Origin of the sequence: Streptomyces sp. SCPE 10 (assembly GCF_051980735.1) — a bacterium.
Taxonomy (GTDB): Bacteria; Actinomycetota; Actinomycetes; order Streptomycetales; family Streptomycetaceae; genus Streptomyces; species Streptomyces misionensis.
Map to the genome: position 1 here is coordinate 1,045,945 of NZ_CP197069.1, position 23,248 is coordinate 1,069,192.

Here is a 23,248-nt window from a genome sequence, read left to right on the forward strand (position 1 = left end):
ACGGACGTCTCAGGTCGGCAGCAGCCGCACCACCGTCTCCTCCAGCCGGGGCAGCGCCCGCTGTCCCGCCAGGGCCAGGCCGATGGCGGCGATCACGCCGCCCCAGGCGACGGGGCCGAGCGGGGTGCAGCCGAAGGCGCGGCTGAGGACGGGGGTCTGGACGACGGCGACGAGGGCCGCGGCGGAGCCCAGCGAGGTGAGCTGCACCAGCCGGCTGTCGCGCCGGTCGAGGAGGGTCTGCACCAGCTGGGTGCCGACCACCCCGCACAGCGCCATGGTGCTGGAGCGGCGGGCGGTGCCCGGGGTGAAGCGGCCGATCAGCCAGGCCGTGAGCGCGCCCAGGCAGGTGGTCGTGGCCCTGTGCCGGATCTGCCGCAGCAGCGGGTCGCCCAGTACCCCGGCCGCCTCCTCGACATGGGCGAGGTCCGCCTCGCCCTCCTTCTCCGTGACGGCCACCGCCATCGACGGGAACAGGTCGGTGAACAGGTTGACCATGAGCATCTGCCGGGTGGACAGCGGCGCCCGGCCGGACAGCAGCGTGCCGATGAGGCCGAAGCCCACCTCGCCCGCGTTGCCGCCGATGAGGATGGCGATGGCGTCGGCGACGCTGTGCCACAGGGCGCGGCCCTCGCCGATGGCGTCGATCAGCACCGTCAGGTCGTCGTCGGTGAGCACGATGTCGGCGGCGTTGCGGGCGGCGGCCGAGCCCCGGGCGCTGATGCCGACGCCGATGTCGGCGGCGCGGATGGCCGCGGCGTCGTTGGCGCCGTCGCCGACCATGCCGACCACCCGGCCCGCGTCCCGCAGCGCCTCCACGACCTGCAGCTTCTGCTCGGGCGCCACCCGGGCCACCACGCCCGCGTCGCGCAGCATCCGGGCCCGCGACGCCCGGTCGGCCGCGGCCAGTTCGTCGCCGGTGACCACCACGGTGTCCTCCGGCCAGCCCAGTTCGGCGGCGATGGCGCGAGCGGTCTGCGGGTGGTCACCGGTGAGCACGACGGGTCGTACGCCCGCCTCGTGCAACCCCTTCACCAGGGCCGTCGAGGTGTCGCGGGGTACGTCGGACAGCGCCAGCACTCCGGTGAACTCCAGCCCCTGGAGGGGTTGTTCGAGTACCTCGGACGGGTCGTCGCCGGGGTCGAGGCGCCGTTCGGCCACCGCGAGGACGCGCAGTCCCGAACCGGCCAGTTCCTGGGCCGCGTTGGCGGCCCCGGCCGGGAGTCCGGCGCAGGCGGGCAGCACGGTCTCCGGGGCGCCCTTGACCACGAGGAGGCGCGGTCCGTCGCCGCTCTGCCCGACGGCGGCCGCGTAACCGCGGGCGGCCTCGAAGGGCAGGCCCGCGAGCTGGGTCCACGCGGGATCGGGTCCGGCGGCGTCCAGGACGGCCTCGTCGGTGGCGTGCACCGGCCGGTCGGAGCCGCCGTTGGTGCGGGGGCAGGCCCGCGCGGCGGCCCGTACGGTGTCCGCGGAGCCGGTGTCGGCGACGGCGCGCACGGTGCCCTCCGCGTCCGAGACGCGCACCAGGCGCAGCCGGTTCTCGGTGAGGGTGCCGGTCTTGTCGAAGCAGATGGTGTCCATCCGGCCGAGCGCCTCCAGGGTGCGCGGGGTGCGCACCAGGACGCCGTCGCGGCTGAGCCGGCGGGCGGCCGCCAGCTGGGCGACCGTGGCCACCAGGGGCAGCCCCTCGGGGACCGCGGCCACGGCGACCGCCACTCCCCCGCTGACCGCCTCGCGGATCGGGGTGCCGCGCAGCAGCGCCAGGCCGGTCACGGCGGCGCCGCCCGCCAGCGTCAACGGCAGTGCCTTGCGGGTGAGTTCCTGGAGGCGGGCCTGGACCCCGGCCGCCGGGGGCGTGCGCGCGGCGAGGTGGACGGCGCGGGCGGCCTCGGTGTGCTCGCCGGTGTCGACCACGACGGCCCGCGCCTCGCCCGCCACCACGGTCGTGCCCTCGAACACCATGCAGCTGCGGTCGGCGACCGGGGCGTGCGGGGTGGGATCGGTGTCCTTCTCCACCGGCAGGGACTCGCCGGTCAGCGCCGACTCGTCCACCTCCAGGCCGTCCTGCCACAGCAGCCGGGCGTCGGCGGGCACCACGTCGTCGCCCTTGAGCTGGATCACGTCGCCGGGCGCGAGCTTGCCCGCCTCCACGGTGCGGGTGCCGCCGGCCGGGGCCTCCTCCTCGGTCGGCACCACCCGGGCCTTGCGCTTCTGGTCCGCGACCAGACCGGACAACGCCCGTTCGGCGCGCAGTCGTTGGACGCCGCCGACGAGGGCGTTCAGGTCGAGGGCGCCGACGACGAGCAGGGCGTCCACAACCGAGCCGAGGATCGCGGAGGCGGCCGAACCGACCGCGAGGACCGGGGTGAGCGGATCGTGCAGCTCGCCGCGGACGGCGCTGCCGAGCTGGTAGCTCCAGCGGACCGGGGCCACCAGCGGGTGTTGGTAGACCCCCTCGGCCGCGGTGCGTACCCGGGCGCCCAGGGCGCCCAACGGGGTGCCGTCGTCGGCGGGTTGGTGTTCGAGGCGGTCCCGGGCCTGGTCCGGGTCGAGTTCGTGCCAGTGCACCCGGGGCCTCGGGTGCGGGGAGCGGGCCAGTGCCACGCCGAGCGCGGAGCGGGCCCCGGAGAACAGGGCGGTGGCGGCGCCGGCGTCGACGGGCGCGTGCCGCAGCCCCGGCAGCATGGCGAGGCGCCCCCGGCCGCCCTTGGCCTCGCCGACGGCCACGAGCAGTCCGGACAGCGCGGCGCCGGAGCGGGCCAGGGTCTGGGCGCGGCGGCCGACCGCGCGGGCCGCCGGTATCGCGGTCAGCACCCGCCACACGTCGGGCAGTCCGTGCAGGGCCAGGATGTCGGCGCCCCACACCACGGCGCCGTCCCGGTCGGTGAGGGCGACGGCGACATCGCTGCCGCGCAGCGCGGCCAGGACGTCGCTCTCGTCGGCCGAGCGCACACGGGCCACCGTGAGGACGGCGTCCGCCTCGCGGCGCGCCTCGTAGACCACGTCGTCCAGCGGGCGGCGGGCGTCCACGACCTGGTCGGCGAGGCCGGTGAAGTCCTCCAGGGCGGGGTCGTCCACGAGGACCACCCTGAGTCCGGCGCGGCGGGCCGCGTCCAGCACCGGCTCGGCCCACGGGTCGGCCTCGCCGTCCGGGCCGCGCAGCGCGCCTGCGTGCAGCACGACGGTGCCGGCCATCTCCAGCTGGCGCAGCCGGTCCGGGTCGCGCACCAGCACCCCGACGCGGGAGAGGGCGGCGCTGAGCATGGCGTGGAAGGCGGCGGGGCCGTAGCGGGCGGCCTTGGGCGAGCCGGCGAGCACCGCCTCGGCGGCCTCCGCCGCGTCGTGCTTGACCAGCAGTGTCGCGGCGGCGCCCAGCACGCTGCCCGCGGAGGCGTGGGCCGCGTACTCCTGGGCGGGCGACTCCCGCAGCGGCGGGCGGGGTTCGGCGCCGGGCGCGAGGCTGACGCGGCCGGGGGCGCACAGGTCGTCGTGCACGGCGTCGAAGGCGGCCGCGCGGGCGACGGTCTCGGCGACCTGGCAGGTGCGCAGGGCGCCGTCGAGCAGGAGCGAGGCCGGCGTCTGTCCCGCGCCGTGCACGGCGGCGTTGGCGGCGGCCAGGACGAGGTCCATGCGGGCTGGGCCGAGGCGGGTGCGCAGCCAGCCGCGAAAGCGCGGGTTCTCCCGCAGCAGCGTCACCACGGCGGTCACCATCCGGGGCGAGGGCGGCAGCCGCAGCGCGTACCCGGCGACCGCGACGGCGATGCCCAGCGCGTCGGCCGACAGGGTGGCCACGGCGGTGCGCACCCCGGCGGGATCGGCCGGATGAGTGGTCTCCTCCACGTCCGCGGCGGCCAGTTCGAGCCCGTGGCGGGCGGCGAGTTCCGCGGCGTGTGCGACGACCTCGTCGCCGACCTCCGCCTCGGTGGCCTTCACGACCAGCCGGCCCAGCCCCTCGTCCCAGTAGGCGAAGAGGACGTCGGGCCGCTCGGCGAGGGCGGCGGCGACACGGCGGGCCAGGTGGGCGGTGCGGGCGCGGCTGCGTTCTGCGGCGGGTCGGGGTTCCGTGCCGGGAGGAGGTGCGGTGGTCGGGGGCTCCGTTCCCCGAGGGGGCTCGGGGGACGGGGGTTCGGTGTCCCGGAGGGGCCCGGGGGGCGTGGGCGTGGTGTCCGCCGGGTGCTCGTGGGCCGAGGGGGGCTCGGTCTCACCGGCGGGGGGCGTCGGGCCGGCCGTGCTTTCCGGCTCGGTGGGTGTCGTGCCCGGCTCGGGGGGTGCCGTAGCGCCCGCGCGTTCGTGCGCCGGGGGCGGCTCCGCGCCGCCGCGCTCGGGCGGCAGGGGGCGCAGGGCGAGGTGTGCGCGGGTACCGGAGCGCCAGTGGTCGCCGCCGCCGGGCAGGGTGTTGCGGGCGACGCGGGCGACCCGCACGGCGGCGTCCATGCCGCGCACGCCCGCGCGCGCCGTCCCCGCGGCCGCTCCGGCGGCGACCCCCACGGCGGGCGCGGAGGCGCGGGCGAGCAGCCGCGGTGCCGCGGGCAGCAGCCGGAGGGTGGCTCGCGGCACGGTGAACAGACCGGGCAAGGGGCCCTCCTCAGCGGGTGGTGCGGTCGGGGCGTGCGGTGGGACCGAGGGGCCCGGTCATCTTCCTGGGGGTCTCGGCGGCGCCGGGTGCCTGGTCGTCACCGGCGTGCCCGTGCCCGTGCTTCTTGCCGTGTCCGTGTTCCTGCCGGTGCCCGTGTCCGTGTTCGGGTCCGTGTTCGTGGGTCTCGGGACCGGACCGCAGTGCGGCGGTGCCGAGATCGTGCGGGCGCTGTGCCGTCTCCTCCTGCGGTTCCGCCGCTTCCCGCTGGCCGGGCCGGGGCTGGGTGAGCCAGGCCACCGCCGCGCCGGTCAGGGCCACCGGCCACTCCACCACGCCCGCGGCGCCGAGCACTCCCGCGCCGGCGTACACCGCGATGCGCCGCCCGCGTGGTGAGACCGCGCCCACCTTGTCCAGGGTTTCCTCCGCGGCCCTGCCCACCGCCGTGGCGCCGGGCACCTTGCGCAGCACCGAGGCGGCACCGCGCAGGGGCGCCGTGAGGACCGACGAGTCGTTCCGCTCAGCCATGACTCTCCTCGGGTGAGATCGTCCTCCTCCGCCCCACCGAGTGCCCGCGACCGGCCTGGTCATCCTCCTGACTCCCGCTGTCTCCCACCGACTCCCAGCAAACGCCCTGCGCGCCGCCCGCGCCACCCGCCCGGCGCGGTCCGGGCCGCCGTCGGCCGCCGCGGCGGTCAGTGGGCGGTCACGCCTCGCCCCGGTCCCGCCAGCCCGCCGCGGCGGCCACCTCCCGCCGGTACTCGGCGTACGCCGTGCGCAGCGCGGGGCCCGGCCAGTCGGAGGGCAGGAGGGCGGACGGGAGGACGGGGTCGCCGAGGAGGTGGCGCACGATCGCGGCGAAGGCGGTGAGGCGTTCGGCGGGGCCGGGTGCCGCGGCCGCGTGGGCGAGCAGGGCGCGGGCGGTGGCCGCCCAGCCGTCCAGCGGCCACAGGCGGGCGACCAGGGCCCGCGCCGGTTCGTCGGGCCGGGCGGTGTACGTCGCCGCCACCCGGCGCAGTTCGTCCGGCAGGGGCCGGTCGAGGTTGGCCGGGCGCAGCCAGACGCCCTCGCGCAGTTCGGCCAGGCGCAGGGCGGTCAGCCGGGCGCGCAGCTCGGCGCGTTCGGCGGGACCGCGCCCGGTCGCCGTTATCACCACCATCTCCCAGTCGCCGTGCCACGCGCGGGTACCGGGGTGGATCGCGTCGTCCTGGCGGCGCTGACGGGCGAGCAGCCGGTCGCTGAGCCCGTAGACGGCGTCGGTGCGCCACAGATCGCCCGCGGCCACCATCCGGCTCAGCGCGGCCCGCAGCGTGGAGCCGCCGACGCCGAGGGGCCCGACCAGCCGCACGAGGTCCTTCACCGGCAACTGCGGCGGGTGCACGGCGAGCAGCATGCTCAGCACGGCCGACCGTGCGGACAGGGACCGCAGGCCGGCCGCCCGGGGCCCGGCCGACTCGTTCACGCGCATGGGCACGTACCTTACGTGCGCGGCCATGTTGCACTATTGCTACAGCCGCAGGGAAAGCGCAACATGGCCGTATGGTCGCCGCAGACGTACAGAGGCCCGCAGGGTCCGCCACCCACGACGTCACCAACCAGCCCCCGCCGCTGGTCCCCTACGACGCCTCCGACGACGCCGCCCTCCTGGAGGGGCTGCGCCGGGAGGGCGCCGGGTGGGCCGAGGAGGACGTCCGCCGCCTCGGCACCCGGGCCGGCAGCGCCGAGGCCCAGGAGTGGGGCGAACAGGCCAACCGCCACGAGCCGGTGCTGCGCACCCACGACCGCTACGGCCACCGCGTCGACGAGGTGGAGTTCCATCCCGGCTGGCACCACCTGCTGCGCACGGCGGTGACGGCGGGCCTGGCCGGATCGGCCTGGGCGGACGAGCGGCCCGGCGCCCATGTGGCCCGTACGGCGGGCGGGCTGGTGTGGGGCCACACGGACACGGGGCACGGCTGCCCGACGTCGATGACGTACGCCGCCGTACCCACGCTGCGCGCGCAGCCGGAGCTGGCCGAGGTCTACGAGCCGCTGCTCACCAGCCGGGAGTACGAGCCCGGGCTGCGGGTGCCGACCGAGAAGCGCGGGCTGCTCGCCGGGATGGGGATGACCGAGAAGCAGGGCGGCTCGGACGTCCGTACCAACACCACGACGGCCACGCCCACCGGCGAGCCGGGCGTGTACACGCTGCGCGGGCACAAGTGGTTCACGTCGGCGCCGATGTGCGACGTCTTCCTGGTGCTGGCGCAGGCCCCCGGCGGGCTGTCCTGCTTCCTGGTGCCCCGGGTGCTGCCGGACGGCAGCCGCAACACCTTCCGCATCCAGCGCCTCAAGGACAAGCTGGGCAACCGGTCCAACGCCTCCTCGGAGCCGGAGTTCGACCGGACCGTGGCCTGGCTGGTGGGCCCCGAGGGGCGGGGGGTGAAGACCATCATCGAGATGGTCAACTGCACCCGCCTGGACTGTGTGATGGCCACGGCGACGCTGATGCGCAAGACGCTGGTGGAGGCCGGTCACCACGCCCGGCACCGCACCGCGTTCGGCGCCCGGCTGCTCGAACAGCCGCTGATGCGCCAGGTGCTGGCCGATCTCGCGCTGGAGTCGGAGGCGGCGACCACGCTCACGCTGCGGCTGGCCGGGGCGGCGGACCGGGCGGTGCGCGGGGACGACGGCGAGCGCGCCTTCCGGCGGATCGCCACGGCCGTCGGCAAGTACTGGGTGACCAAGCGGGGCCCGGCCTTCACGGCGGAGGCCCTGGAGTGCCTGGGCGGCAACGGGTACGTGGAGGACTCCGGTATGCCCCGGCACTACCGGGAGGCCCCGCTGCTGTCGATCTGGGAGGGCTCGGGCAACGTCAACGCGCTGGACGTACTGCGTGCCCTCGGCCGGGAACCGGGCAGCGCGGAGGCGCTGTTCGCCGAGCTCGCGCTCGCGCGCGGTGCGGACGCCCGCCTCGACGCCGCCGTGGCCTCTCTCAAGGCCGAGCTGGCCGGGGCCGATCAGTTCGGCGCCCGCCGGCTGGTCGAGCGGACGGCGCTCGCCCTGCAGGCCGCCCTGCTGGTCCGCCACGCCCCGCACCCGGTCGCGGACGCCTTCTGCGCGTCCCGCCTGGGCGGCGACTGGGGCCACACCTTCGGCACCCTCCCGGCCGGCACCGACCTCGACACGATCCTGCACCGGGCACTACCCGGCCTCGCCTGACGGGCCCCGGGCCCGCGGCTGCTCGACGGCGCCCCCTGCGCGCCGCGCGCTGAACCGCCTGCCCCCTCTCGGCACCGCACGCCGCCCCGTGCCGACACCGCGCCGCCGCACGCTCAGCCGCCTGCCGCCCCGCCCCGCGACGTACGCCCTGCCGCCCGACGCGCGGCAGGGCGTACGTCGGCAGTATCGCGGACGGGGCGGCGTGCGGGACCGCGGCCTGCGCTCGCCCGGTATCCCCGCCGGTCCCGCCCTCGTTCCGAGACGGCAGGCGACTCGGCGCGCGGCACAGGGGTGCGGTGCGGGGGGGGGCGGAGCCCTGTGGCCCGTGGAAGCGGAAAGGCCCCCGTACCGCCTGCCGGCGGCGGAGTCACCTCCCGAAGCGCCCCCCGGTCACACCCTGCGCCCCCACTGCGGGCCCAGCCGGGCCCATTCCGTGTCCCAGGCGGTCAGCCGGCGGCGTTCCAGGTGGGCGCGGAGGAGCAGGCCGGCGCCGAAGGGGACGAGCGCGGTGGCGGCGCCCGCCAGGCCGCCGAGGAAGGCGGCCCGCAGGGCGGCCTGACCGGGCGTGACGGGGCCGGCGACGAGGTGGCCGCGGCGATCGGTCCAGACGGTGACCGGGGTGCCGGCCGCGCTGCCGGGCACCACCCGGACCCGGCCGGTGCGGGCCGAGCCGTCGGCCGCCGTCCAGCGGACCTCGGCCCGGACCCGTTCGCCGGGCAACGGGTTCCGGTGCGCCGCGGACACCCGGGGGGCCTTCGCGACCAGGTGCGCGACGGCGGGGTGCCGGCCCGCGCGCTGGTGGGCCAGTCCGTGCGACAGCGAGCGGGCCACCGTGTCCCCGGTGAGCGACCCGGCCAGCACGGTGAGCAGCCAGACGCCCAGCACCACCCAGCCCTCCACGACGTCCGCCCGGCGCCGGAGCGGGTTGCGCCGCCAGCGCCACAGCCACACCCTCGGACCGCGCAACGCCGTCCTCCCCCACGAACTCGCCTACCGGTCGGACCGCCCGCCCGTGACAAACCGTCACTCCGACGGTCGCACGAGGCACCCGATCCCCGCAGGCATATGCGGCAACGGAACCGGCGCCTCTCCGTCCGGGGCCGCCGACACCCCTGTGAGCTGGGGCGACGCCCGCTCCAGAGGAGACTGTCAGTGGTGCGGTGCAGACTGGCGGACAACTGACGACTACTGGGACAAAGGCGTCCCGGAGGTGATCGGCATGACCGAGGTACTGCTGGCGGTGGGCACCCGCAAAGGCCTGTTCATCGGACGGCGGCGGGGCCAGGGTCCCTGGGAGTTCGACGAAAGCCCGTACTTCAACGCGCAGGCCGTCTGTTCGGTCGCGATCGACACCCGGTCCGGCACCCCGCGACTGCTCGCGGGCGGCGACAGCGCCCACTGGGGGCCGTCGGTGTTCCACTCCGACGACCTGGGCCGCACCTGGACCGAGCCACCGAGGCCGGCCGTCAGGTTCCCCAAGGACACCGGTGCCTCCCTGGAGCGCGTCTGGCAGCTGCACCCGGCCGCCGCCGAATCCGACGTGGTGTACGCGGGCACGGAACCGGCCGCGCTGTACCGCTCGGTGGACCGCGGCGAGAGCTTCGAACTGGTCCGGCCGCTGTGGGAGCACCCCACCCGCTCCCGCTGGGTGCCGGGCGGCGGCGGTGAGGGGCTGCACACGGTGCTCACGGACGCGCGCGACAAGGCCGCGCTGACGGTCGCCGTCTCCGCCGCGGGCGTGTTCCGCACCACCGACGGCGGGGCGAGCTGGACACCGTCCAACGCGGGGGTGTCCGCGGTGTTCCTGCCGGACCCGGACCCCGAGTTCGGCCAGTGTGTGCACAAGGTCGCGCGGGACGCGGCCGACCCGGACCGGCTGTACCTCCAGAACCACTGGGGGGTGTACCGCAGCGACGACGCGGGCGCGCACTGGACCGACATCGGCGCGGGCCTGCCGTCCACGTTCGGCTTCGCGGCGGCCGCGCACCCGCGCCGCGGCGGCACGGCGTACGTCTTCCCGATCAACGCGGACAGCGACCGCGTCCCCGCCGGCCGCCGCTGCCGGGTCTTCCGCACGGCCGACGGCGGCGACTCCTGGGAGCCCCTGACCCGGGGCCTGCCGACCGGGGACCACTACGGCACGGTGCTGCGGGACGCCCTGTGCACCGACGACGCCGACCCGGCGGGCGTGTACTTCGGCAATCGCAACGGCGAGGTGTTCGCGTCGGCCGACGACGGCGACAGCTGGCGGCAGGTGGCCGCGCACCTGCCGGATGTGCTGTGCGTGCGCGCCGCGGTGGTCGGCTGACGGCGGGCGGGGAGCGGACGGCGGACAGTCGCAGAACGGGGGAGAACGTGCGGCGCCCACGGACGGGGCGGGGGCCGGGTGTCCGGCCGTGTTCCGGTCATCGGTTGATCACCGACCGGTTCACGGCAGTAGGGTGACGCCCGTGGCACCACGACCCTTGCATGAAATCGTCGAACCGGGCTGGGCGAAGGCCCTGGAACCCGTGGCCGGACGGATCGCCCAGATGGGCGACTTCCTGCGCGCGGAGATCGCCGCGGGACGCACCTACCTCCCGGCCGGGGCCAACGTCCTGCGGGCCTTCCAGCAACCCTTCGACGAGGTACGGGTCCTGATCGTCGGTCAGGACCCCTACCCCACCCCCGGGCACGCGGTGGGCCTGTCGTTCTCGGTCGCTCCCGAGGTACGGCCGCTGCCGCCGAGCCTGATCAACATCTACCGCGAGCTGCAGCAGGACCTGGGCCTGCCGCAGCCGTCCAACGGCGACCTCACGCCCTGGACGGAGCAGGGCGTCCTGCTGCTGAACCGGGCGCTGACCACCGCGCCGCGCAGCCCGGGCGCCCATCGCGGCAAGGGCTGGGAGGAGGTCACCGAGCAGGCTATCCGGGCGCTGGCGGCCCGCGGCAAGCCGCTGGTGTCCATCCTGTGGGGCCGTGACGCCCGCAATCTGCGCCCGCTGCTGGGGAATCTGCCGGCGGTGGAGTCCGCGCATCCCTCGCCCATGTCGGCCGACCGCGGGTTCTTCGGCTCACGGCCCTTCAGCCGGGCCAACGACCTGCTGATCCAGCAGGGCGGACAGCCCGTGGACTGGCGTCTGCCATGACGGCCGCCGGGTATCTCGCCGTGGACTCCGGCGGTTCCGGCCTCCGGGTCGCCGTCGGCGTTCCGGGCCGGGCGCCGTCGGCACAGCGGGAGACCCGGGAGCCGGTCCGCACCGGCGCGCGGGGCATCGACCCCGGCCATCTGATGATCCAACTGGCGCCCCTGGCCCGGGAGCTGGCGGCGCGGGCGGGCGTGACCGAACTGGGTACGGCCGTCATCGGCGCCGCCGGATTCGCCACCCTGGGCGACGCGCTGCGCGCCGAACTGCCGCGCGCCCTCGCCCGCGAGCTGGGAGTGACGCGGGTGGCGCTGGCCGCCGACGCCGTCACCGCCTATGCGGGCGCGCTCGGCACCCGGCCGGGCGCGGTGCTCGCCGGGGGCACCGGACTGATCGCCATCGGCACCGACCTCACCGCCTGGCGGCGGGCCGACGGCTGGGGGCATCTGCTGGGCGACTGCGGCGGCGGCGCCTGGATCGGCCGGGCCGGCCTGGAGGCAGCGCTGCGCGCCCACGACGGCCGCGACGGCGGCTCCGGCCCGCTGCTGCGGTGCGCCGAGAAGCGGTTCGGACCGGTGCGCGAACTGCCGGGCCGGCTCTATCCGCGGACCGACCGGCCCGCCGTGCTCGCCTCGTTCGCGCCCCTGGTGGCCGAGTGTGCCGCGCACGACCCGGTCGCGGCGGGCATCCTGCGCGCGGCGGCCCGGCACATGGCCGATTCCGCCGCGGCCGTCTGCCCGCCGGACGGCCGGCCGGAAGTGGCGCTCACGGGTGGCCTGTCCAAGATGGGCGGCCCCCTGCTGGTCCCGCTGCGCGAGGAGTTGGCGCGCCGGCTGCCGCATGCCCGGCAGGTGCTCCCCGAGGGCGACCCGCTGCACGGCGCGGTACGGATCGCGACCGAGCTGGCGGCCGGGCGGCTCACGCTGCCGGGTGAACCGACGATGCTGCACGTCGTCACCGCCACCCGTACGCGATCAGACAAAACCGGACGGATACCGCTCACCTGCCCCCTCCCCGAACAGGAGGGCCCGGTGAGCCAGTAACATGCGGCGCCATGAGCTCCTCCACTGGACCCGCGTCCGGCCTGCCTGTTCGAATGCCGCGACCCCGCCAGCCCGGACGGCACCGCCGGCCGGAACCGCTGGTGGCTCCCGAGGGTGCGCCCGCGCTCGTCCTCGCGGTGCCCGGTGTGCCCAGCGCCGCCACCCGCGGCCTCGCCGAGGAGGTCGTGAGCATCGCCCGTTCCGAGCTGCCCGGCCTGGACGCCCGGATCGGCTACCTGGACGGTGACGACAACGAGTTCCCCGCGCTGCGCTCGGTGCTGGCACGCGCCGCCGAGGAGCGCACGGCCCGCTACGAGCAGGCTGTCGCCGCCGGGGTCGAGGGCGTCAGCGAGCCCGACGGCCCGGTCGCCGTGGTAGTCCCGCTGCTGGCCGGCCCGGACAACGCGCTGCTGCGGCAGATCCGGCAGTCGGTGATGGACAGCCGGGTCGCCGCCGAGCTGACCGATGCCCTCGGCCCGCACCCGCTGCTCGCCGAGGCGCTGCACGTACGGCTGTCGGAGGCGGGTCTGGCCCGCGCCGACCGCGCCCGGCTGTTCACCGTGGCCACGGCCGCCGACGGCATCGTCCTGGCCTCCGTGGGCGGCGAGGAGGCCGTGCAGGCGGCCGGGATCACCGGCATGCTGCTCGCCGCGCGGCTGGCCGTGCCGGTGATGGCGGCGGCCCTGGACCAGGAGGGCTCCATCTCCTCCGTGGCCGAGCAGTTGCGCGCCGCCGGTTCGCAGCAGCTGGCGCTCGCGCCGTACCTGGTCGGCCCGGAGATCGACGCGGCGCTGCTCACGGCCGCCGCCGAGGAGGCGGGCTGCGCCACGGCCGAGCCGCTGGGCGCGTACCCCGCGATCGGCAAGCTGGCCCTGGCCAAGTACACGACGGCCCTGGGCATCGCCCCCCAGCAGCCCCAGGGCACCCCGGTGCGCTGACCGCGCCCGGCCCGACGAGCGGGGCCCGCTCCCTTCGGGGACGGGCCCTTTCGCCTGTCCCGGGCGTCTACCGGAAGACGACGCAGGAGGCGGCGGCCACCTGCACCGAGCCGTCGTACCGGGGCAGTCCGGTCGCCTGGTCCACGGTGAACCAGCTGACGTCGCCGGAGCGCTCGTTGGCCACATACAGGAAGCCGTCGTGCTCGGCCAGGGCGCGGGGCCAGTGCCCGCCGCAGGGCACGGTGGCGAGCGGGCGGAGACCGTCCGGTTCGACGGCGAGCACCGACAGGACGTCCTCGCCGCGCGTCGCGGCCCACACGAAGCGGCCGTCGGGCGACGCGACGATCCCGGAGGGGTAGGCGTCGCCGGCCGGGGCACCCGGCAGCAGCGGGACCTCGCTGAGCGGCTTCAGCGAGCCGTTCGCGGCGTCCCAGCGGCACACCGTCACCGTGGGGGTCAGTTCGTTGACGACGTAGGCGTGTTCGCCGTCGGGGTGGAAGGCCAGGTGGCGGGGCCCGGAGCCGGGTCGCAGCGCGCACTCGCGATGCAGGGTGGGGGTGCCCGCCTCCAGGGTGCACACCCGCACCGAGTCGGTGCCGAGGTCGACGCTGACGGCCCAGCGGCCGCTCGGGTCGGGCTGCACCTGATGGGCGTGCGGGCCCCGCTGGCGCCGGTCGTGCGGACCGGAGCCGGTGTGCTGGAGCCGGCCGGACGGTTTCGCGGCCAGAGTGCCGTCGGGCCGCAGGGGCACGGCGGTGACGCTGCCGCAGCCGTAGTTGGCGGTGAGCACGTGCCCGGCGTACAGGCCGAGGTGGGTGGGGCCGCTGCCGTCCACCGGCACGGGCGGCCCGGCGAGCTCCGGCCGGCCGCCGTCCACCCGGAAGGCGGCGACGGCGCCCTCGGCCGTCTCGCTGACCGCGTAGAGCATGTCCCCGTCCGGGGAGAGGGCCAGGTAGGAGGGGTCGGGTACGTCGTTGACGGCGGAGACGAGGGTGAGGGCGCCGCCTCCCGGCGCGACCTCGGCCGTCACCAGTCCCGGTCCGCCTGCCGCCGTGAACGAGCCGATGAACGCCTGCCGTCCACCCGCCCTGTCGCCGCCCTGTACCACCGCTGTCCCCTTTCGGTCGAGCCAGTCCCGCGCCGACGGTAGCAGCCCCCGGGCGCCGGTCTAGACCAAGAGGGCGGCGTGGGGCGGGAGTTCTTCGGGACTCTAGGTCTGGGGGGCGCGCAGGCCCGCCAGTGCGGTCTCGAACAGGGGTCGCAGGTAGTCGGGGGATTCGCTGAGCTTGGCGATGGCGACGATCAGGTCGAAGATCTGCTCCAGTGTGAGGTCGCCGCGGATCCGCCCGGTCCGCTGGGCCGCGGCCAGCAAGGGGCGGCCCGCTTCGACGGCGCGGGCGCGGTGGCCGGCGACGCCGTGGCCGTCGGTGTGTTCCAGCAGCTCGGAGACGATCAACCGCTTGTGCGGGAGGAAGGCGATCAGCAGACGCAGCCAGGCGATGAGTGCCGCGTCGGGACTCTGTCCGGGTGCGATGGCGGCCGCGTCGCAGATCTGGTCCACCTCGTCGGCGTAGAGCGCCTCCAGCAGTTCGCGCCGGCCGGGAAAGTTGCGGTAGAGGGTGGCCATGCCCACCTGGGCCCGGCGCGCGATCTCGGCCATCGACACCTCCGGGGCGGGTGCGGCGAACGCCTCCCGCGCGGCGTCGAGGATCTTGTCGCGATTGCGCTGAGCGGCCGCACGCCTCTTCGGAAACGCCGGCTTGCCTGCCTCCATGAACTCCTCCACCGTCCCGTGTCCGCCCGTCGTCCAGCCGGCACGCCACCAAGTGGTGGACAGCCTATCCGCTATCGCCTTACGCTTGCCGGACAGCCTATCCGCCATCGGCGAGGAGCAGATCCGTGCCCACTCGATCAGACCCTGTCGGCAATACCGGCACATCCGCGCCCGCCGGTCCCCCGCACGGGGTGGCCAAGCCCGGTGTCGCGCTCTCGGCCGTCGCCGCGGTGGCCTGTGCGGCGCAGTTCATGGTGGTGCTGGACTCCTCCATCGTGAACGTGGCCCTGCCGTCCATGAAGTCCGGCCTGGGGTTGTCGACCGGCGCGCAGCAGTGGGTGGTCAACGGCTACCTGGTCGCCTTCGGCGGCCTGCTGCTGTTCGCGTCGCGGGCCGGTGACCTGTTCGGGCGCCGCCGTGTGTTCCACACCGGTCTGGTGGTCTTCTCGGCGGCCTCGCTGGTGGGCGGGCTGGCCCAGGACGGCTGGGTGCTGCTGGCCGCCCGCATCGTGCAGGGCGCGGGGGCGGCGGCGCTGGCACCGTCCAGCCTCAGCCTGATCACCGCCGGCCATACGGACCCCGCCCGGCGCACCCGGGCCATGACGTGGTGGGGCGTGGCCGCGTCCAGTGCCGGGGCCGCGGGCATCGTGGTCGGGGGGTTGCTGGCCTCGGTGAGCTGGCGGTGGGTGATGCTGGTGAACGTGCCCATCGGCGTCGGCCTGCTGATCGCCGGGCTGCTGTGCCTCGCCCCGACCGCCACCGGGCGGCGGCGCTCCCGGATCGACCTGCCCGGCGCGGTCGCGGTGACGCTGTCGGCCGCGGCGGTCGTCTACGGCGTCTCGGCCGCTCCCGAGGCGGGCTGGGCAGCGGCGCGGGTGGTCGGCGCCCTGGTGGCCGGCGTCGTCCTGCTCGCGGTGTTCGTGGTCGTCGAGCGCCGCAGCGACGAGCCGCTGATCCCGCCGGGCGTCTTCTCCGTCGCCAACGTGCGCATGGGCAACGTCCTCACGCTGTGCCTGGGCGCGGTGATCACCGCGCCCCTGTTCTTCCTCTCCCTCTACCTGCAACAGGTCCTGGGGCAGAGCGCGGTGCGCACCGGGCTGTCCCTGCTGCCCATGGTCGCGGTCGTCAGCCTCGGCGTGTTCGTCTCCCAGCGGCTGATCCGGCTGTTTTCGGCCCGGCGCCTGGTGGTCGTCGGTGGCATCGTCGCCGCGGCGGGACTGGCCTGGCTGGGGCGGCTGCCCGTGCGCTCCGCCTACGTCGGCCATGTTCTGCCGCCCACCGTGGTGGTCGGCGCCGGGACCAGCCTGATCATGATGCCCGCCATCGTCGCGGCCACCAGCGGCATCGATCCCCGCGACGCCGGCGTGGCCTCCGGCCTGATCAACATGTGCCGCCAGCTCGGCGCGGCCCTCGGCCTGTCCGCACTGGTCACCGTCGCCACCACCGTCACCCGCCACAGCAGCGGTCCGGGCGACGCGGCCGTCGTGCACGGCTACCGCGTCGCCTTCTACGCCCTCGCCGCCCTCAGCCTGCTCGGCGCGGCCCTGGCCCTGCTGCTGAGAACGGCCCAGGACGACGAGGGTCGCACGCGGGCACCCGACGCCGCGTGATCCCCCCGCCGCCCGGCCTCCTGGCGAGACCGGTCGGAGACGCACCCTGGTCGGGCGGCGCCGCCGGTGCCCGCCCCGGTCCATGTCCGTGCGCGAGCGCAGGCGCCCACAGGAGCGGCCGCGCCGCCCCGCAGGGCGGCTGGACACACGCGCGGCCCTCACACCCCGTACGCCGGCGCCCGCAGCTGCTCCGCGAGGGCGGCCAGGGCCCGCTCCAGGCCGTGCACATGCGCGAGCGCGGGGGACGCCGGCGGCTCCGCCGGGGCGACCGTCGTCGTGGCGCCGCCCCCGGTCAGCGCCTCCACCGCCGCTTCCACGCGGCCGCAGGCCGTCGCCAGCCGGGCGTCGTGGGAGGCTTCGGGGTCGGCGGCGACCGCGACCAGGCCGCGGATCTCCCGGGCGCAGTCGTCGAGCAGCGCGAGCACCTGGCGGGCGCGCCGCTTGCGGGCCGGCAGCGGGTTCAGCGGGTGCACCAGCGGGGCCACCGACAGCCGGACGCGGCCGAGCAGCTGCTCCAGTTCGGCCACGCGGGGCGCCGGGTCGGCCGTCGGGGAGCCGGCGAGCCGGGCCGCGGCCTCGGCCGTGCAGGCGTGCACACAGCGCAGGGCGCGCTGGATCCAGGCGTCCGTGGTGGCGTGCGTGGTGACCGGCAGCACGAGCAGCACCGCGAGCGCCGCGCCGACCGCCCCCACCGCGGTCTCGCCGAGGCGCAGCGCCAGCAGGCCGGGGGTGAGGACGCCGAGGAGGCCGTAGAGCAGCTCGGCGAGGACGGTCACCCAGAGCATCATCCAGGTGTAGGAGACGGGGGCGGAGTAGAAGATCCCGAAGACGGCGACGGCGAGCAGGACGGCGGTCGGCACGGGCGCACCGTGCACGGGTACGGCGAGGAGGAAGCCCAGGCAGATGCCGAGGAGTGTGCCGAGGACCCGGCGGAAGCCGCGTACCAGGGTCTCGCCGCGCGAGGCGGTGGCCACGAAGACCCACCAGGTGGCGCCGACGGCCCAGTACCAGCGCTGCCCGGACACCAGTTCGCCCACGAGCAGGGCGAAGCCCGCGCCCGCGGTCGCCTGGACCGCCTGGCGCGTGGTCACCCGGGCGAGCCCGGTCCCGGCGGGCGGCGCGGGCGCGGCGGGGGCCGGGGGCAGCCCGCGCTCGTAGCACCACAGCCCGAAGCGGACCACGGCCGCGCCGAGCACGGACAGCAGCACGGCGGCGGACAGCTCCGGCAGCCGGCCGGGGGTGGCGTGCAGGAACTGCGCCGCGAAGAACATCATGAACGCGAACACGCCCAGGCTGTGGCCGCGCGGTCCCCAGCGGCGGGCGTACACGCCGGCACCGACGACGGCGAGGAAGGCGAGGTCCCGCGCGAGGGGGTACGGGTGCAGCGCGGCCGCCCCGGCGAGCACCGGCAGGCCCACGACGGGCAGCAGCGCGGTGGTGAGCGCCTGGCCGCGCACGGTGGCGTCGGCGACGGTGAACAGGGCCAGCAGCGCGGCGAGACCGCCGGTGATCGCGCCGGCGAGGGACTGCCCGGCCAGCAGACAGACCACCACGGCGACCCCGATGCCGAGGACGGCCCGCGACGCCCAGCGCAAACGCGCCCGGCCCGGGTCCGGAGCCACGAACACCTTCTTCAGCACTGCTGCCCTCCCCGAGGAACAAAGGAATTCCGGAACACAAAAGGCGCCGCGGAGGGTCCGCAGCGCCATCGACGTGTCCATCACAGCATCCTCGACCGCAGTGGCTCAAGTGAAGTCCGATTAGCTGGGCCAATGGACCATCACCGGCCGTTTTCGTCGGCGTCGAGGATGACCAACGGCCCAGGTCGGGCGGTGCGCGTGGCACCCGGCGCACTGGGCCATTGGTACAGTCGTACATCATGGCCGTGGACGAACTCGACACCCGCATCCTGCGGCTGCTCCTGGAGCAGCCGCGCACCAGTGTGCGCGAGTACGCGCGGATCCTCGGCATCGCCCGCGGCACGCTCCAGGCCCGCCTGGACCGGATGGAGCGGGACGGCGTGATCACGGGCACCGGCCCCTCCCTCTCCCCCGCCGCCCTGGACCACCCGGTGCTGGCCTTCGTGCACATCGAGGTCACCCAGGGCCACCTCGACGACGTCGGGGACGCGCTGGCGGCCGTACCGGAGATCGTGGAGGCCTTCTCCATCACGGGCGGCGGCGATCTGCTCGCCCGGGTGGTGGGCCGGGACAACGCCCATCTGGAGGACGTCATCCAGAAGCTGATCAGCCTGCCCGGCGTGGTGCGCACCCGCACCGAGGTGGCGCTGCGCGAGCGCGTCCCCTACCGGCTGGGCCCCCTGGTGGAGTCGGTGGGCCGCGCCGCCCGCGGCTGACCCCGGCATGCCGAGGGCGCCTGAGCGATCTCGGTGCCCTCGCCGCCGCGGCCCTGCTGCCGCGCGGCGGCCAGTCGGAGTTCAGGGCGCGGTCGGCGTACGCCCGGCCGCAGAAGGCCGCACAGAGGACATAGTCGTACATACGATCTCGTACCCGGATGGACACCGACGCGCCGGGCGTTCCTCTCTTGCGTGCTCAGCGCCCCGTCGCTGCTTAGCGTGGCCCCCATGACCATGGACAAGGCCGGGCCGGCCGCCGACAAGCGGCGCTGGCAGGCGCTCTGGGTCTGTCTGACGGCGGGCTTCATGACGCTGCTCGACAGCTCGATCGTGAACGTCGCCCTCCCCTCGATGGAACGCGGCCTGGGCGCCGACACGGCCGATCTGTCCTGGGTCGTCTCGGGGTACGCGCTCACCTTCGGGCTCGCCCTCGTGCCCGCCGGACGGCTCGGTGACCTGCGCGGGCGGCGGACGGTGTTCCTGTTCGGGCTGGCCCTGTTCACGCTGGCCTCGGCGGCGTGCGGGCTGGCCTCCGACGCCGGCTGGCTGGTGTTCTTCCGGCTGTCGCAGGGCGTGGCCTCGGGCATCCTGGCCCCGCAGACCACCGGGCTGATCCAGCAGATGTTCCGGGGCACCGAGCGGGCCCGCGCGTTCGGGATGCTGGGCAGCGTCGTCGGGCTGTCCACGGCCATCGGTCCACCCGCCGGCGGGCTGCTGATCCATCTCTTCGGCACCGACGACGGCTGGCGCTGGGTGTTCTACGTCAATCTGCCGATCGGGGTCGCCGCCTTCTGCGCGGCGCTGCGGCTGCTGCCGCGCACCCCGCCCGCGCCGGGCCGGCGGGAGGGCATGGACCTGCCCGGGGTGCTGCTCCTCGGTGCGGGGGTGCTCGCGCTGATGCTGCCCCTGGTGCAGGAGCAGCAGTGGACGGGGCGGCTGAAGTGGGCGCTGCTGCCGGTGGCCGCGCTGCTGCTGGCGGGTTTCTGGGCGTGGGAGCGCTGGCAGGGCTGGTGGGGGCGGGCGCCGCTGCTGGACCTGCGGCTGTTCGCCCAGCGGTCCTTCTCGCTCGGCGTGCTGCTGAACCTGGTCTACTTCGCGGGCTTCACCACGCTGTTCTTCGTCTACACCCTGTTCCTCCAGAACGGCGTCGGCTACACCGCGCTCGCGGCCGGCCTCTCCTCCCTGCCGTTCGCCTGCGGTTCGGCGATCGGCGCCGCCGTGAGCGGCCGGCTGGTCGTGCGCCACGGGCGCAAGCTGGTGATCGCCGGTCTCGGCGTGGTCGCGCTGGGCCTGCTCACGGTGATCGCGGCGGTGCAGCTGGTGCCGGGGCGGGGCGTGGCCTGGGCGGCGGCCCTGCCCTTGCTGATCGCGGGCCTCGGCTCGGGCGTGACCATCTCCCCCAACACCACGCTCACCCTGGCGAGCGTTCCCGTGCAGCGCGCGGGGGCGGCGGGCGGGGTCCTGGTGACGGCCCAGCGCATCGGCTCCGCCGCCGGGATCGCCGCCGTCGGCGCCGTGTACTTCGCCCACCTCGCCAATCACGGCAGCCCCGCGACCGCCCTTCAGCTGGGGCTGCTGACGGCCGTCGGCATCATCGTCGTCGCGCTGGCCCTCGCGGTGGCCGACCTGCGGGAACGGCAGGTCGAACCGCTGAGCCCGGTGCCGAGCGCGGTCCGGCCGGAGGAACCCGACCAGGCGGCGTGAGCACGTCCGGCCCGGAAGGGTGCTCGGGACCCCTCAGGAGCGGCGGCGCGGCTTGCCCCGCTTGGCGGCCGGCCCGGACCCGCCCGCGCGGGCCTGGCGGCCGCGGCCCGACGACTTGGCGGCGGGCTGCTGCCGGCCGCCGCCCTGCTGCTCGGCCCGCCGGGGCTTCTTGCCGGACTGGGACCTGCCCGCCGACGTCGCCGCGCGACCGTCCGCGGGGCGCCCGTCCCCGGCGCGCGCCGACGTCGTACGCCCGCGCGTGCTGTTGACCGTGCGCCCCCGGACGATGCCGATGAAGTCCTCCACCAGATCGGTGGTGGCCTCCTGCGGCCAGGACAGGGCAACGCTGGACTGGGGCGCGTCCACGACCGGGCGGTAGGTGAGGTCGCGGCGGTGGTAGAGGCGGGCCAGGGACTGCGGGACGACCAGGAGACCGACGTTCGCGGCGACCAGCTCGATCGCGTCCGGGGTCGTCGCGGGGCGTTCGAACGCGGGCTCGCCGGGCGGGGCGGCCCAGTCGAAGACGTCGTCGAGGGGGTGGAAGAGCACCTCGTCGGCGAGGTCGGCGAGGGTGACCTCGTCGGCGGCCGTGATCAGGTGGTCCTTCGGGACGACGACCACGCTGGTCTCGGTGTAGAGGGGGATCGCGCTGAAGAAGTCGCGGTCAACGGGCAGCCGCACAAGTCCCGCGTCGGCCTCGCCCGCGCGCAGCAGCTCCGGCGCCTCGGCGGCGGGGACCTGGACGAGGGTGAGCGGGATGTCCGGCAGGCGTTCGTGCCAGACCTTCACCCACTTGGCGGGGGTCACTCCGGGGACGTACGCGAGCCGGAACGACGGTGATTCCTCCGAGCCTGTCACCAGGCCAGGTTACCGGCCGTGGCAGGACGGGCGGCCACCGGCCGGGAGCGGGGGTGCGGTGGCCGGAGGGCGGGGCCGCGGGTGTAGGCCACCGGCGGGGCGGCGGGACCGGTGATCACCGGCCCGGGGGCAGGCACGGGGGCCGGCGGTCGGGGACGCGAGTGCGGTGGTCACCGGCGAAGACCGCGGGCGCGGGGCCACCGGCCAGGGCCACGAGTGCGGTGGTCAGCCGCCGGGGACGCGAGTGCGGAGTCACCGGCCGGGGCCGCGGGTCCGGTGGTCACCGGCTGTGGTCGGTCCCCGCGTCCGTGGCCGATACCCTTGTCTCATGAAGTCGCAGCAGAGCACCCAGACGATGAAGCCCGCGACCGCGGCGAAGAAGCTGGGTGTGTACCTCCCCGCCACCCCCGCCTCCTTCCAGGAGGGCGTGGTCTCGCGTGCCGAGCTGAACCAGCTCCAGGCCGAGCCGCCGGAGTGGCTGAGCGAGCTGCGGCGCAACGGCCCCCACCCGCGTCCGGTGGTCGCCACGAAGCTCGGCGTGTCCATCGCCGGTCTGGCGCGCGGCGGCGTGACCGAGCCGCTCACCACGGAGCAGATCGAGGCGCTCAAGCAGGAGCGGCCCGAGTGGCTGGAGAAGGAGCGGGCCACCCAGGCCGAGGTCCGCAAGGAGGCCGCGCGTCTCAAGGCCCGCAAGCAGGAGCAGGAGTCGGCCGAGGGCTGACCCCTCCCGGCCCCGCCCACTGCTTTTCCCCAGCGCCCTCCGCCCCGCCGGAGGGCGCTGTCGGTGGCCGGTTCAAACCGCGCCGCGCCGTGCGGCCGTTCGGCGAGGTGTGGCACCGCGCGGGCGCTGTCGCGGGCCCGCGCCCGCTCGGCCCGCTCCTGCTCGTGCCGTCTGCTGCGCTCCGCGGCACGCTGGGTGAGCAGCGCCGACAACAGGGTCCCGGCCACCCCGACGATCGCCACGACCGGCGCGCCCGCACCACCGACGTCCACCGCGCTCACCCCCGATTCACCACACACCCAGTGAACGGGCCCCCCGCCAGGGAACCCTCCGCCCAACCTCCGCCCGGCCTCCACCCGACCCCCGACCAGGCGGCATCGGCAGATGATCAGGCGTTGCGCGGCCGACGCGGCAGGGATGCAGCTGCCCTACGGTGCCGGACACCCCGGAAGCCGGCCGCGCGTCCGCGACCTCGGCCGGGGGCACTGACAATGCGCCCGGCGCGCGGAGTCACGGCATCAGCGGCCCGAGCGCGCGTACCACCGGCCGTCGTGGCGGGCCACGTGAATGGGGCGCCCGAAGCAAGCCGTCATGTTGTCCGGGGTGAGCACCCCCTCGACCGGGCCGGAGGCCAGCTCGCGGCCTTCCTTGAGGAGGAAGGCGTGGGTGGTGCTGGGCGGCAGCTCCTCCAGGTGGTGGGTGACCGTGATCGTGGCGAGGTCGGGCCGGTCGGCCGCCAGCCGGTGCAGTGCGTCCACGAGGTCCTCGCGGGACGGGAGGTCGAGGGCGTTGAACGGCTCGTCGAGCAGGAGCAGTGACGGATCCGCCATCAGGGCACGGCAGATGAGGACCCGGGCGCGCTGACCGCCCGAGCAGTCGGCGAATCGGCGGTCGGCGAACTCCTTGCACCCGAGCTCGGCGAGCAGGTCGTGGGCGCGTTCGCGGATCGCGGTGTCGTACTCCCGCCACAGCGGCTGCACGGTGCCGGTCGCCCCGGTGAGGACCACGGTGTGGGCGGTGGCGTCCAGCGGGACCTTCTGGGCGGCGGACACCAGGCCGACGCGCGCTCGCAGCTCGCGCATGTCGACGTGGCCGAGCCGGTCACCGAGGACTTCGACCGTGCCGGCGGTGGGGTACATGACGGCCCCGACGAGCCGGAGCAGGGTGGTCTTGCCGGCCCCGTTGGCCCCTAGCAGCGCCCAGTGCTCGCCTGGCCGAACGGTCCAGTTGATCCCGTCGAGGACGATCTCCTGTCCGGTGGTACGGCGGTGAACGGCGACGTCCGTCACCGCGACGACGGCGCGGGGCTCCTGAGTTTCGGTCACGCTGGCAGGGTAGGCGATCGGGC

General features: G+C 75.8%; 18 protein-coding genes. 9 read left to right on the plus strand and 9 right to left on the minus strand.

Going from position 1 to position 23,248, the window contains the following annotated elements; genetic code table 11:
• Positions 1–9: 9 nt before the first annotated feature.
• From ACSP97_RS04900 to ACSP97_RS04910, 3 genes are all read right to left on the minus strand, one after another.
• Complete coding sequence (locus ACSP97_RS04900) at positions 10–4,563, minus strand: HAD-IC family P-type ATPase (RefSeq protein ID WP_440558552.1); 4,554 nt, start codon at positions 4,561–4,563, stop codon at positions 10–12.
• Positions 4,564–4,582: 19 nt separating this feature from the next.
• The gene (locus tag ACSP97_RS04905; protein ID WP_364732739.1) at positions 4,583–5,098 is read right to left on the minus strand and encodes a hypothetical protein; all 516 of its coding nucleotides are present in this window, start codon (positions 5,096–5,098) and stop codon (positions 4,583–4,585) included.
• 178 nt (positions 5,099–5,276) lie between these two features.
• A complete protein-coding gene (locus ACSP97_RS04910) occupies positions 5,277–6,038 on the minus strand; it encodes a PaaX family transcriptional regulator C-terminal domain-containing protein (protein ID WP_440556453.1) in 762 nt (253 codons plus the stop codon).
• Between the two features lie 71 nt (positions 6,039–6,109).
• Here ACSP97_RS04910 and ACSP97_RS04915 point away from each other — a divergent pair, with 71 nt between their 5' ends.
• Entirely contained in the window at positions 6,110–7,771 is a 1,662-nt protein-coding gene (locus ACSP97_RS04915) for an acyl-CoA dehydrogenase family protein (protein ID WP_391869438.1), read from the plus strand.
• 390 nt (positions 7,772–8,161) lie between these two features.
• On the opposite strand, the gene ACSP97_RS04920 is transcribed toward ACSP97_RS04915, so the two are convergent.
• Positions 8,162–8,737, minus strand: coding sequence for an Rv1733c family protein (locus tag ACSP97_RS04920; protein ID WP_440556455.1), 576 nt, complete (start codon positions 8,735–8,737; stop codon positions 8,162–8,164).
• A gap of 253 nt (positions 8,738–8,990) precedes the next feature.
• On the opposite strand from ACSP97_RS04920, the gene ACSP97_RS04925 reads away from it, so the two are divergent.
• From ACSP97_RS04925 to ACSP97_RS04940, 4 genes are all read left to right on the plus strand, one after another.
• Positions 8,991–10,079 carry a WD40/YVTN/BNR-like repeat-containing protein gene (locus tag ACSP97_RS04925; protein ID WP_440556457.1) on the plus strand — a complete coding sequence of 363 codons (1,089 nt, stop codon included), beginning with the start codon at positions 8,991–8,993 and terminating at the stop codon, positions 10,077–10,079.
• A 142-nt stretch (positions 10,080–10,221) separates the two neighbouring features.
• Positions 10,222–10,899 (plus strand): uracil-DNA glycosylase, encoded by a 678-nt coding sequence (locus ACSP97_RS04930; RefSeq protein ID WP_355154761.1) that lies wholly within the window; start codon positions 10,222–10,224, stop codon positions 10,897–10,899.
• Positions 10,896–11,939: an N-acetylglucosamine kinase gene (locus tag ACSP97_RS04935; protein WP_440556458.1), complete on the plus strand. Its 1,044-nt coding sequence runs from the start codon at positions 10,896–10,898 to the stop codon at positions 11,937–11,939. The genes ACSP97_RS04930 and ACSP97_RS04935 overlap by 4 nt, the downstream gene beginning before the upstream one ends.
• An 11-nt stretch (positions 11,940–11,950) precedes the next feature.
• Complete coding sequence (locus ACSP97_RS04940) at positions 11,951–12,877, plus strand: sirohydrochlorin chelatase (protein WP_107409079.1); 927 nt, start codon at positions 11,951–11,953, stop codon at positions 12,875–12,877.
• Between the two features lie 67 nt (positions 12,878–12,944).
• Here the strand turns inward: ACSP97_RS04940 and ACSP97_RS04945 are convergent, their stop codons facing one another.
• Together ACSP97_RS04945 and ACSP97_RS04950 are read right to left on the minus strand one after the other, a co-directional pair.
• On the minus strand, positions 12,945–13,985 hold the full coding sequence (locus ACSP97_RS04945; protein WP_355154757.1) for a lactonase family protein: 1,041 nt from the start codon (positions 13,983–13,985) through the stop codon (positions 12,945–12,947).
• Positions 13,986–14,087: 102 nt separating this feature from the next.
• On the minus strand, positions 14,088–14,651 hold the full coding sequence (locus ACSP97_RS04950; RefSeq protein WP_440556460.1) for a TetR/AcrR family transcriptional regulator: 564 nt from the start codon (positions 14,649–14,651) through the stop codon (positions 14,088–14,090).
• Between the two features lie 125 nt (positions 14,652–14,776).
• Between ACSP97_RS04950 and ACSP97_RS04955 the strand changes: the two genes are divergently transcribed.
• A complete protein-coding gene (locus ACSP97_RS04955) occupies positions 14,777–16,261 on the plus strand; it encodes an MFS transporter (RefSeq protein ID WP_440556462.1) in 1,485 nt (494 codons plus the stop codon).
• A gap of 158 nt (positions 16,262–16,419) precedes the next feature.
• Here ACSP97_RS04955 and ACSP97_RS04960 read toward each other — a convergent pair whose 3' ends face one another.
• Positions 16,420–17,901, minus strand: a complete 1,482-nt coding sequence (locus ACSP97_RS04960; protein WP_355330729.1) for an FUSC family protein — start codon at positions 17,899–17,901, stop codon at positions 16,420–16,422.
• A 239-nt stretch (positions 17,902–18,140) separates the two neighbouring features.
• Between ACSP97_RS04960 and ACSP97_RS04965 the strand changes: the two genes are divergently transcribed.
• Together ACSP97_RS04965 and ACSP97_RS04970 are read left to right on the plus strand one after the other, a co-directional pair.
• Positions 18,141–18,617, plus strand: a complete 477-nt coding sequence (locus ACSP97_RS04965; protein WP_355154750.1) for an Lrp/AsnC family transcriptional regulator — start codon at positions 18,141–18,143, stop codon at positions 18,615–18,617.
• Positions 18,618–18,845: 228 nt separating this feature from the next.
• On the plus strand, positions 18,846–20,321 hold the full coding sequence (locus ACSP97_RS04970; protein ID WP_440556465.1) for an MFS transporter: 1,476 nt from the start codon (positions 18,846–18,848) through the stop codon (positions 20,319–20,321).
• 33 nt (positions 20,322–20,354) lie between these two features.
• Here ACSP97_RS04970 and ACSP97_RS04975 read toward each other — a convergent pair whose 3' ends face one another.
• Positions 20,355–21,179, minus strand: coding sequence for a LysR substrate-binding domain-containing protein (locus tag ACSP97_RS04975; RefSeq protein WP_364732765.1), 825 nt, complete (start codon positions 21,177–21,179; stop codon positions 20,355–20,357).
• A 328-nt stretch (positions 21,180–21,507) separates the two neighbouring features.
• Here ACSP97_RS04975 and ACSP97_RS04980 point away from each other — a divergent pair, with 328 nt between their 5' ends.
• On the plus strand, positions 21,508–21,900 hold the full coding sequence (locus ACSP97_RS04980; RefSeq protein ID WP_440556467.1) for a DUF5997 family protein: 393 nt from the start codon (positions 21,508–21,510) through the stop codon (positions 21,898–21,900).
• 518 nt (positions 21,901–22,418) lie between these two features.
• Here the strand turns inward: ACSP97_RS04980 and ACSP97_RS04985 are convergent.
• Complete coding sequence (locus ACSP97_RS04985) at positions 22,419–23,225, minus strand: ABC transporter ATP-binding protein (RefSeq protein WP_355154741.1); 807 nt, start codon at positions 23,223–23,225, stop codon at positions 22,419–22,421.
• Between the last annotated feature and the right edge of the window lie 23 nt (positions 23,226–23,248).

What these genes read in the sequence shown, in the direction of transcription:
- ACSP97_RS04910 (WP_440556453.1), bottom strand. Translation starts at nt 6,038, where the DNA reads ATGCGCGTGAACGAGTCGGCCGGGCCCCGGGCGGCCGGCCTGCGGTCC.
- ACSP97_RS04935 (WP_440556458.1), top strand. Translation starts at nt 10,896, where the DNA reads ATGACGGCCGCCGGGTATCTCGCCGTGGACTCCGGCGGTTCCGGCCTC.
- ACSP97_RS04940 (WP_107409079.1), top strand. Translation starts at nt 11,951, where the DNA reads ATGAGCTCCTCCACTGGACCCGCGTCCGGCCTGCCTGTTCGAATGCCG.
- ACSP97_RS04950 (WP_440556460.1), bottom strand. Translation starts at nt 14,651, where the DNA reads ATGGAGGCAGGCAAGCCGGCGTTTCCGAAGAGGCGTGCGGCCGCTCAG.
- ACSP97_RS04905 (WP_364732739.1), bottom strand. Translation starts at nt 5,098, where the DNA reads ATGGCTGAGCGGAACGACTCGTCGGTCCTCACGGCGCCCCTGCGCGGT.
- ACSP97_RS04970 (WP_440556465.1), top strand. Translation starts at nt 18,846, where the DNA reads ATGACCATGGACAAGGCCGGGCCGGCCGCCGACAAGCGGCGCTGGCAG.
- ACSP97_RS04965 (WP_355154750.1), top strand. Translation starts at nt 18,141, where the DNA reads ATGGCCGTGGACGAACTCGACACCCGCATCCTGCGGCTGCTCCTGGAG.
- ACSP97_RS04980 (WP_440556467.1), top strand. Translation starts at nt 21,508, where the DNA reads ATGAAGTCGCAGCAGAGCACCCAGACGATGAAGCCCGCGACCGCGGCG.
- ACSP97_RS04915 (WP_391869438.1), top strand. Translation starts at nt 6,110, where the DNA reads ATGGTCGCCGCAGACGTACAGAGGCCCGCAGGGTCCGCCACCCACGAC.
- ACSP97_RS04925 (WP_440556457.1), top strand. Translation starts at nt 8,991, where the DNA reads ATGACCGAGGTACTGCTGGCGGTGGGCACCCGCAAAGGCCTGTTCATC.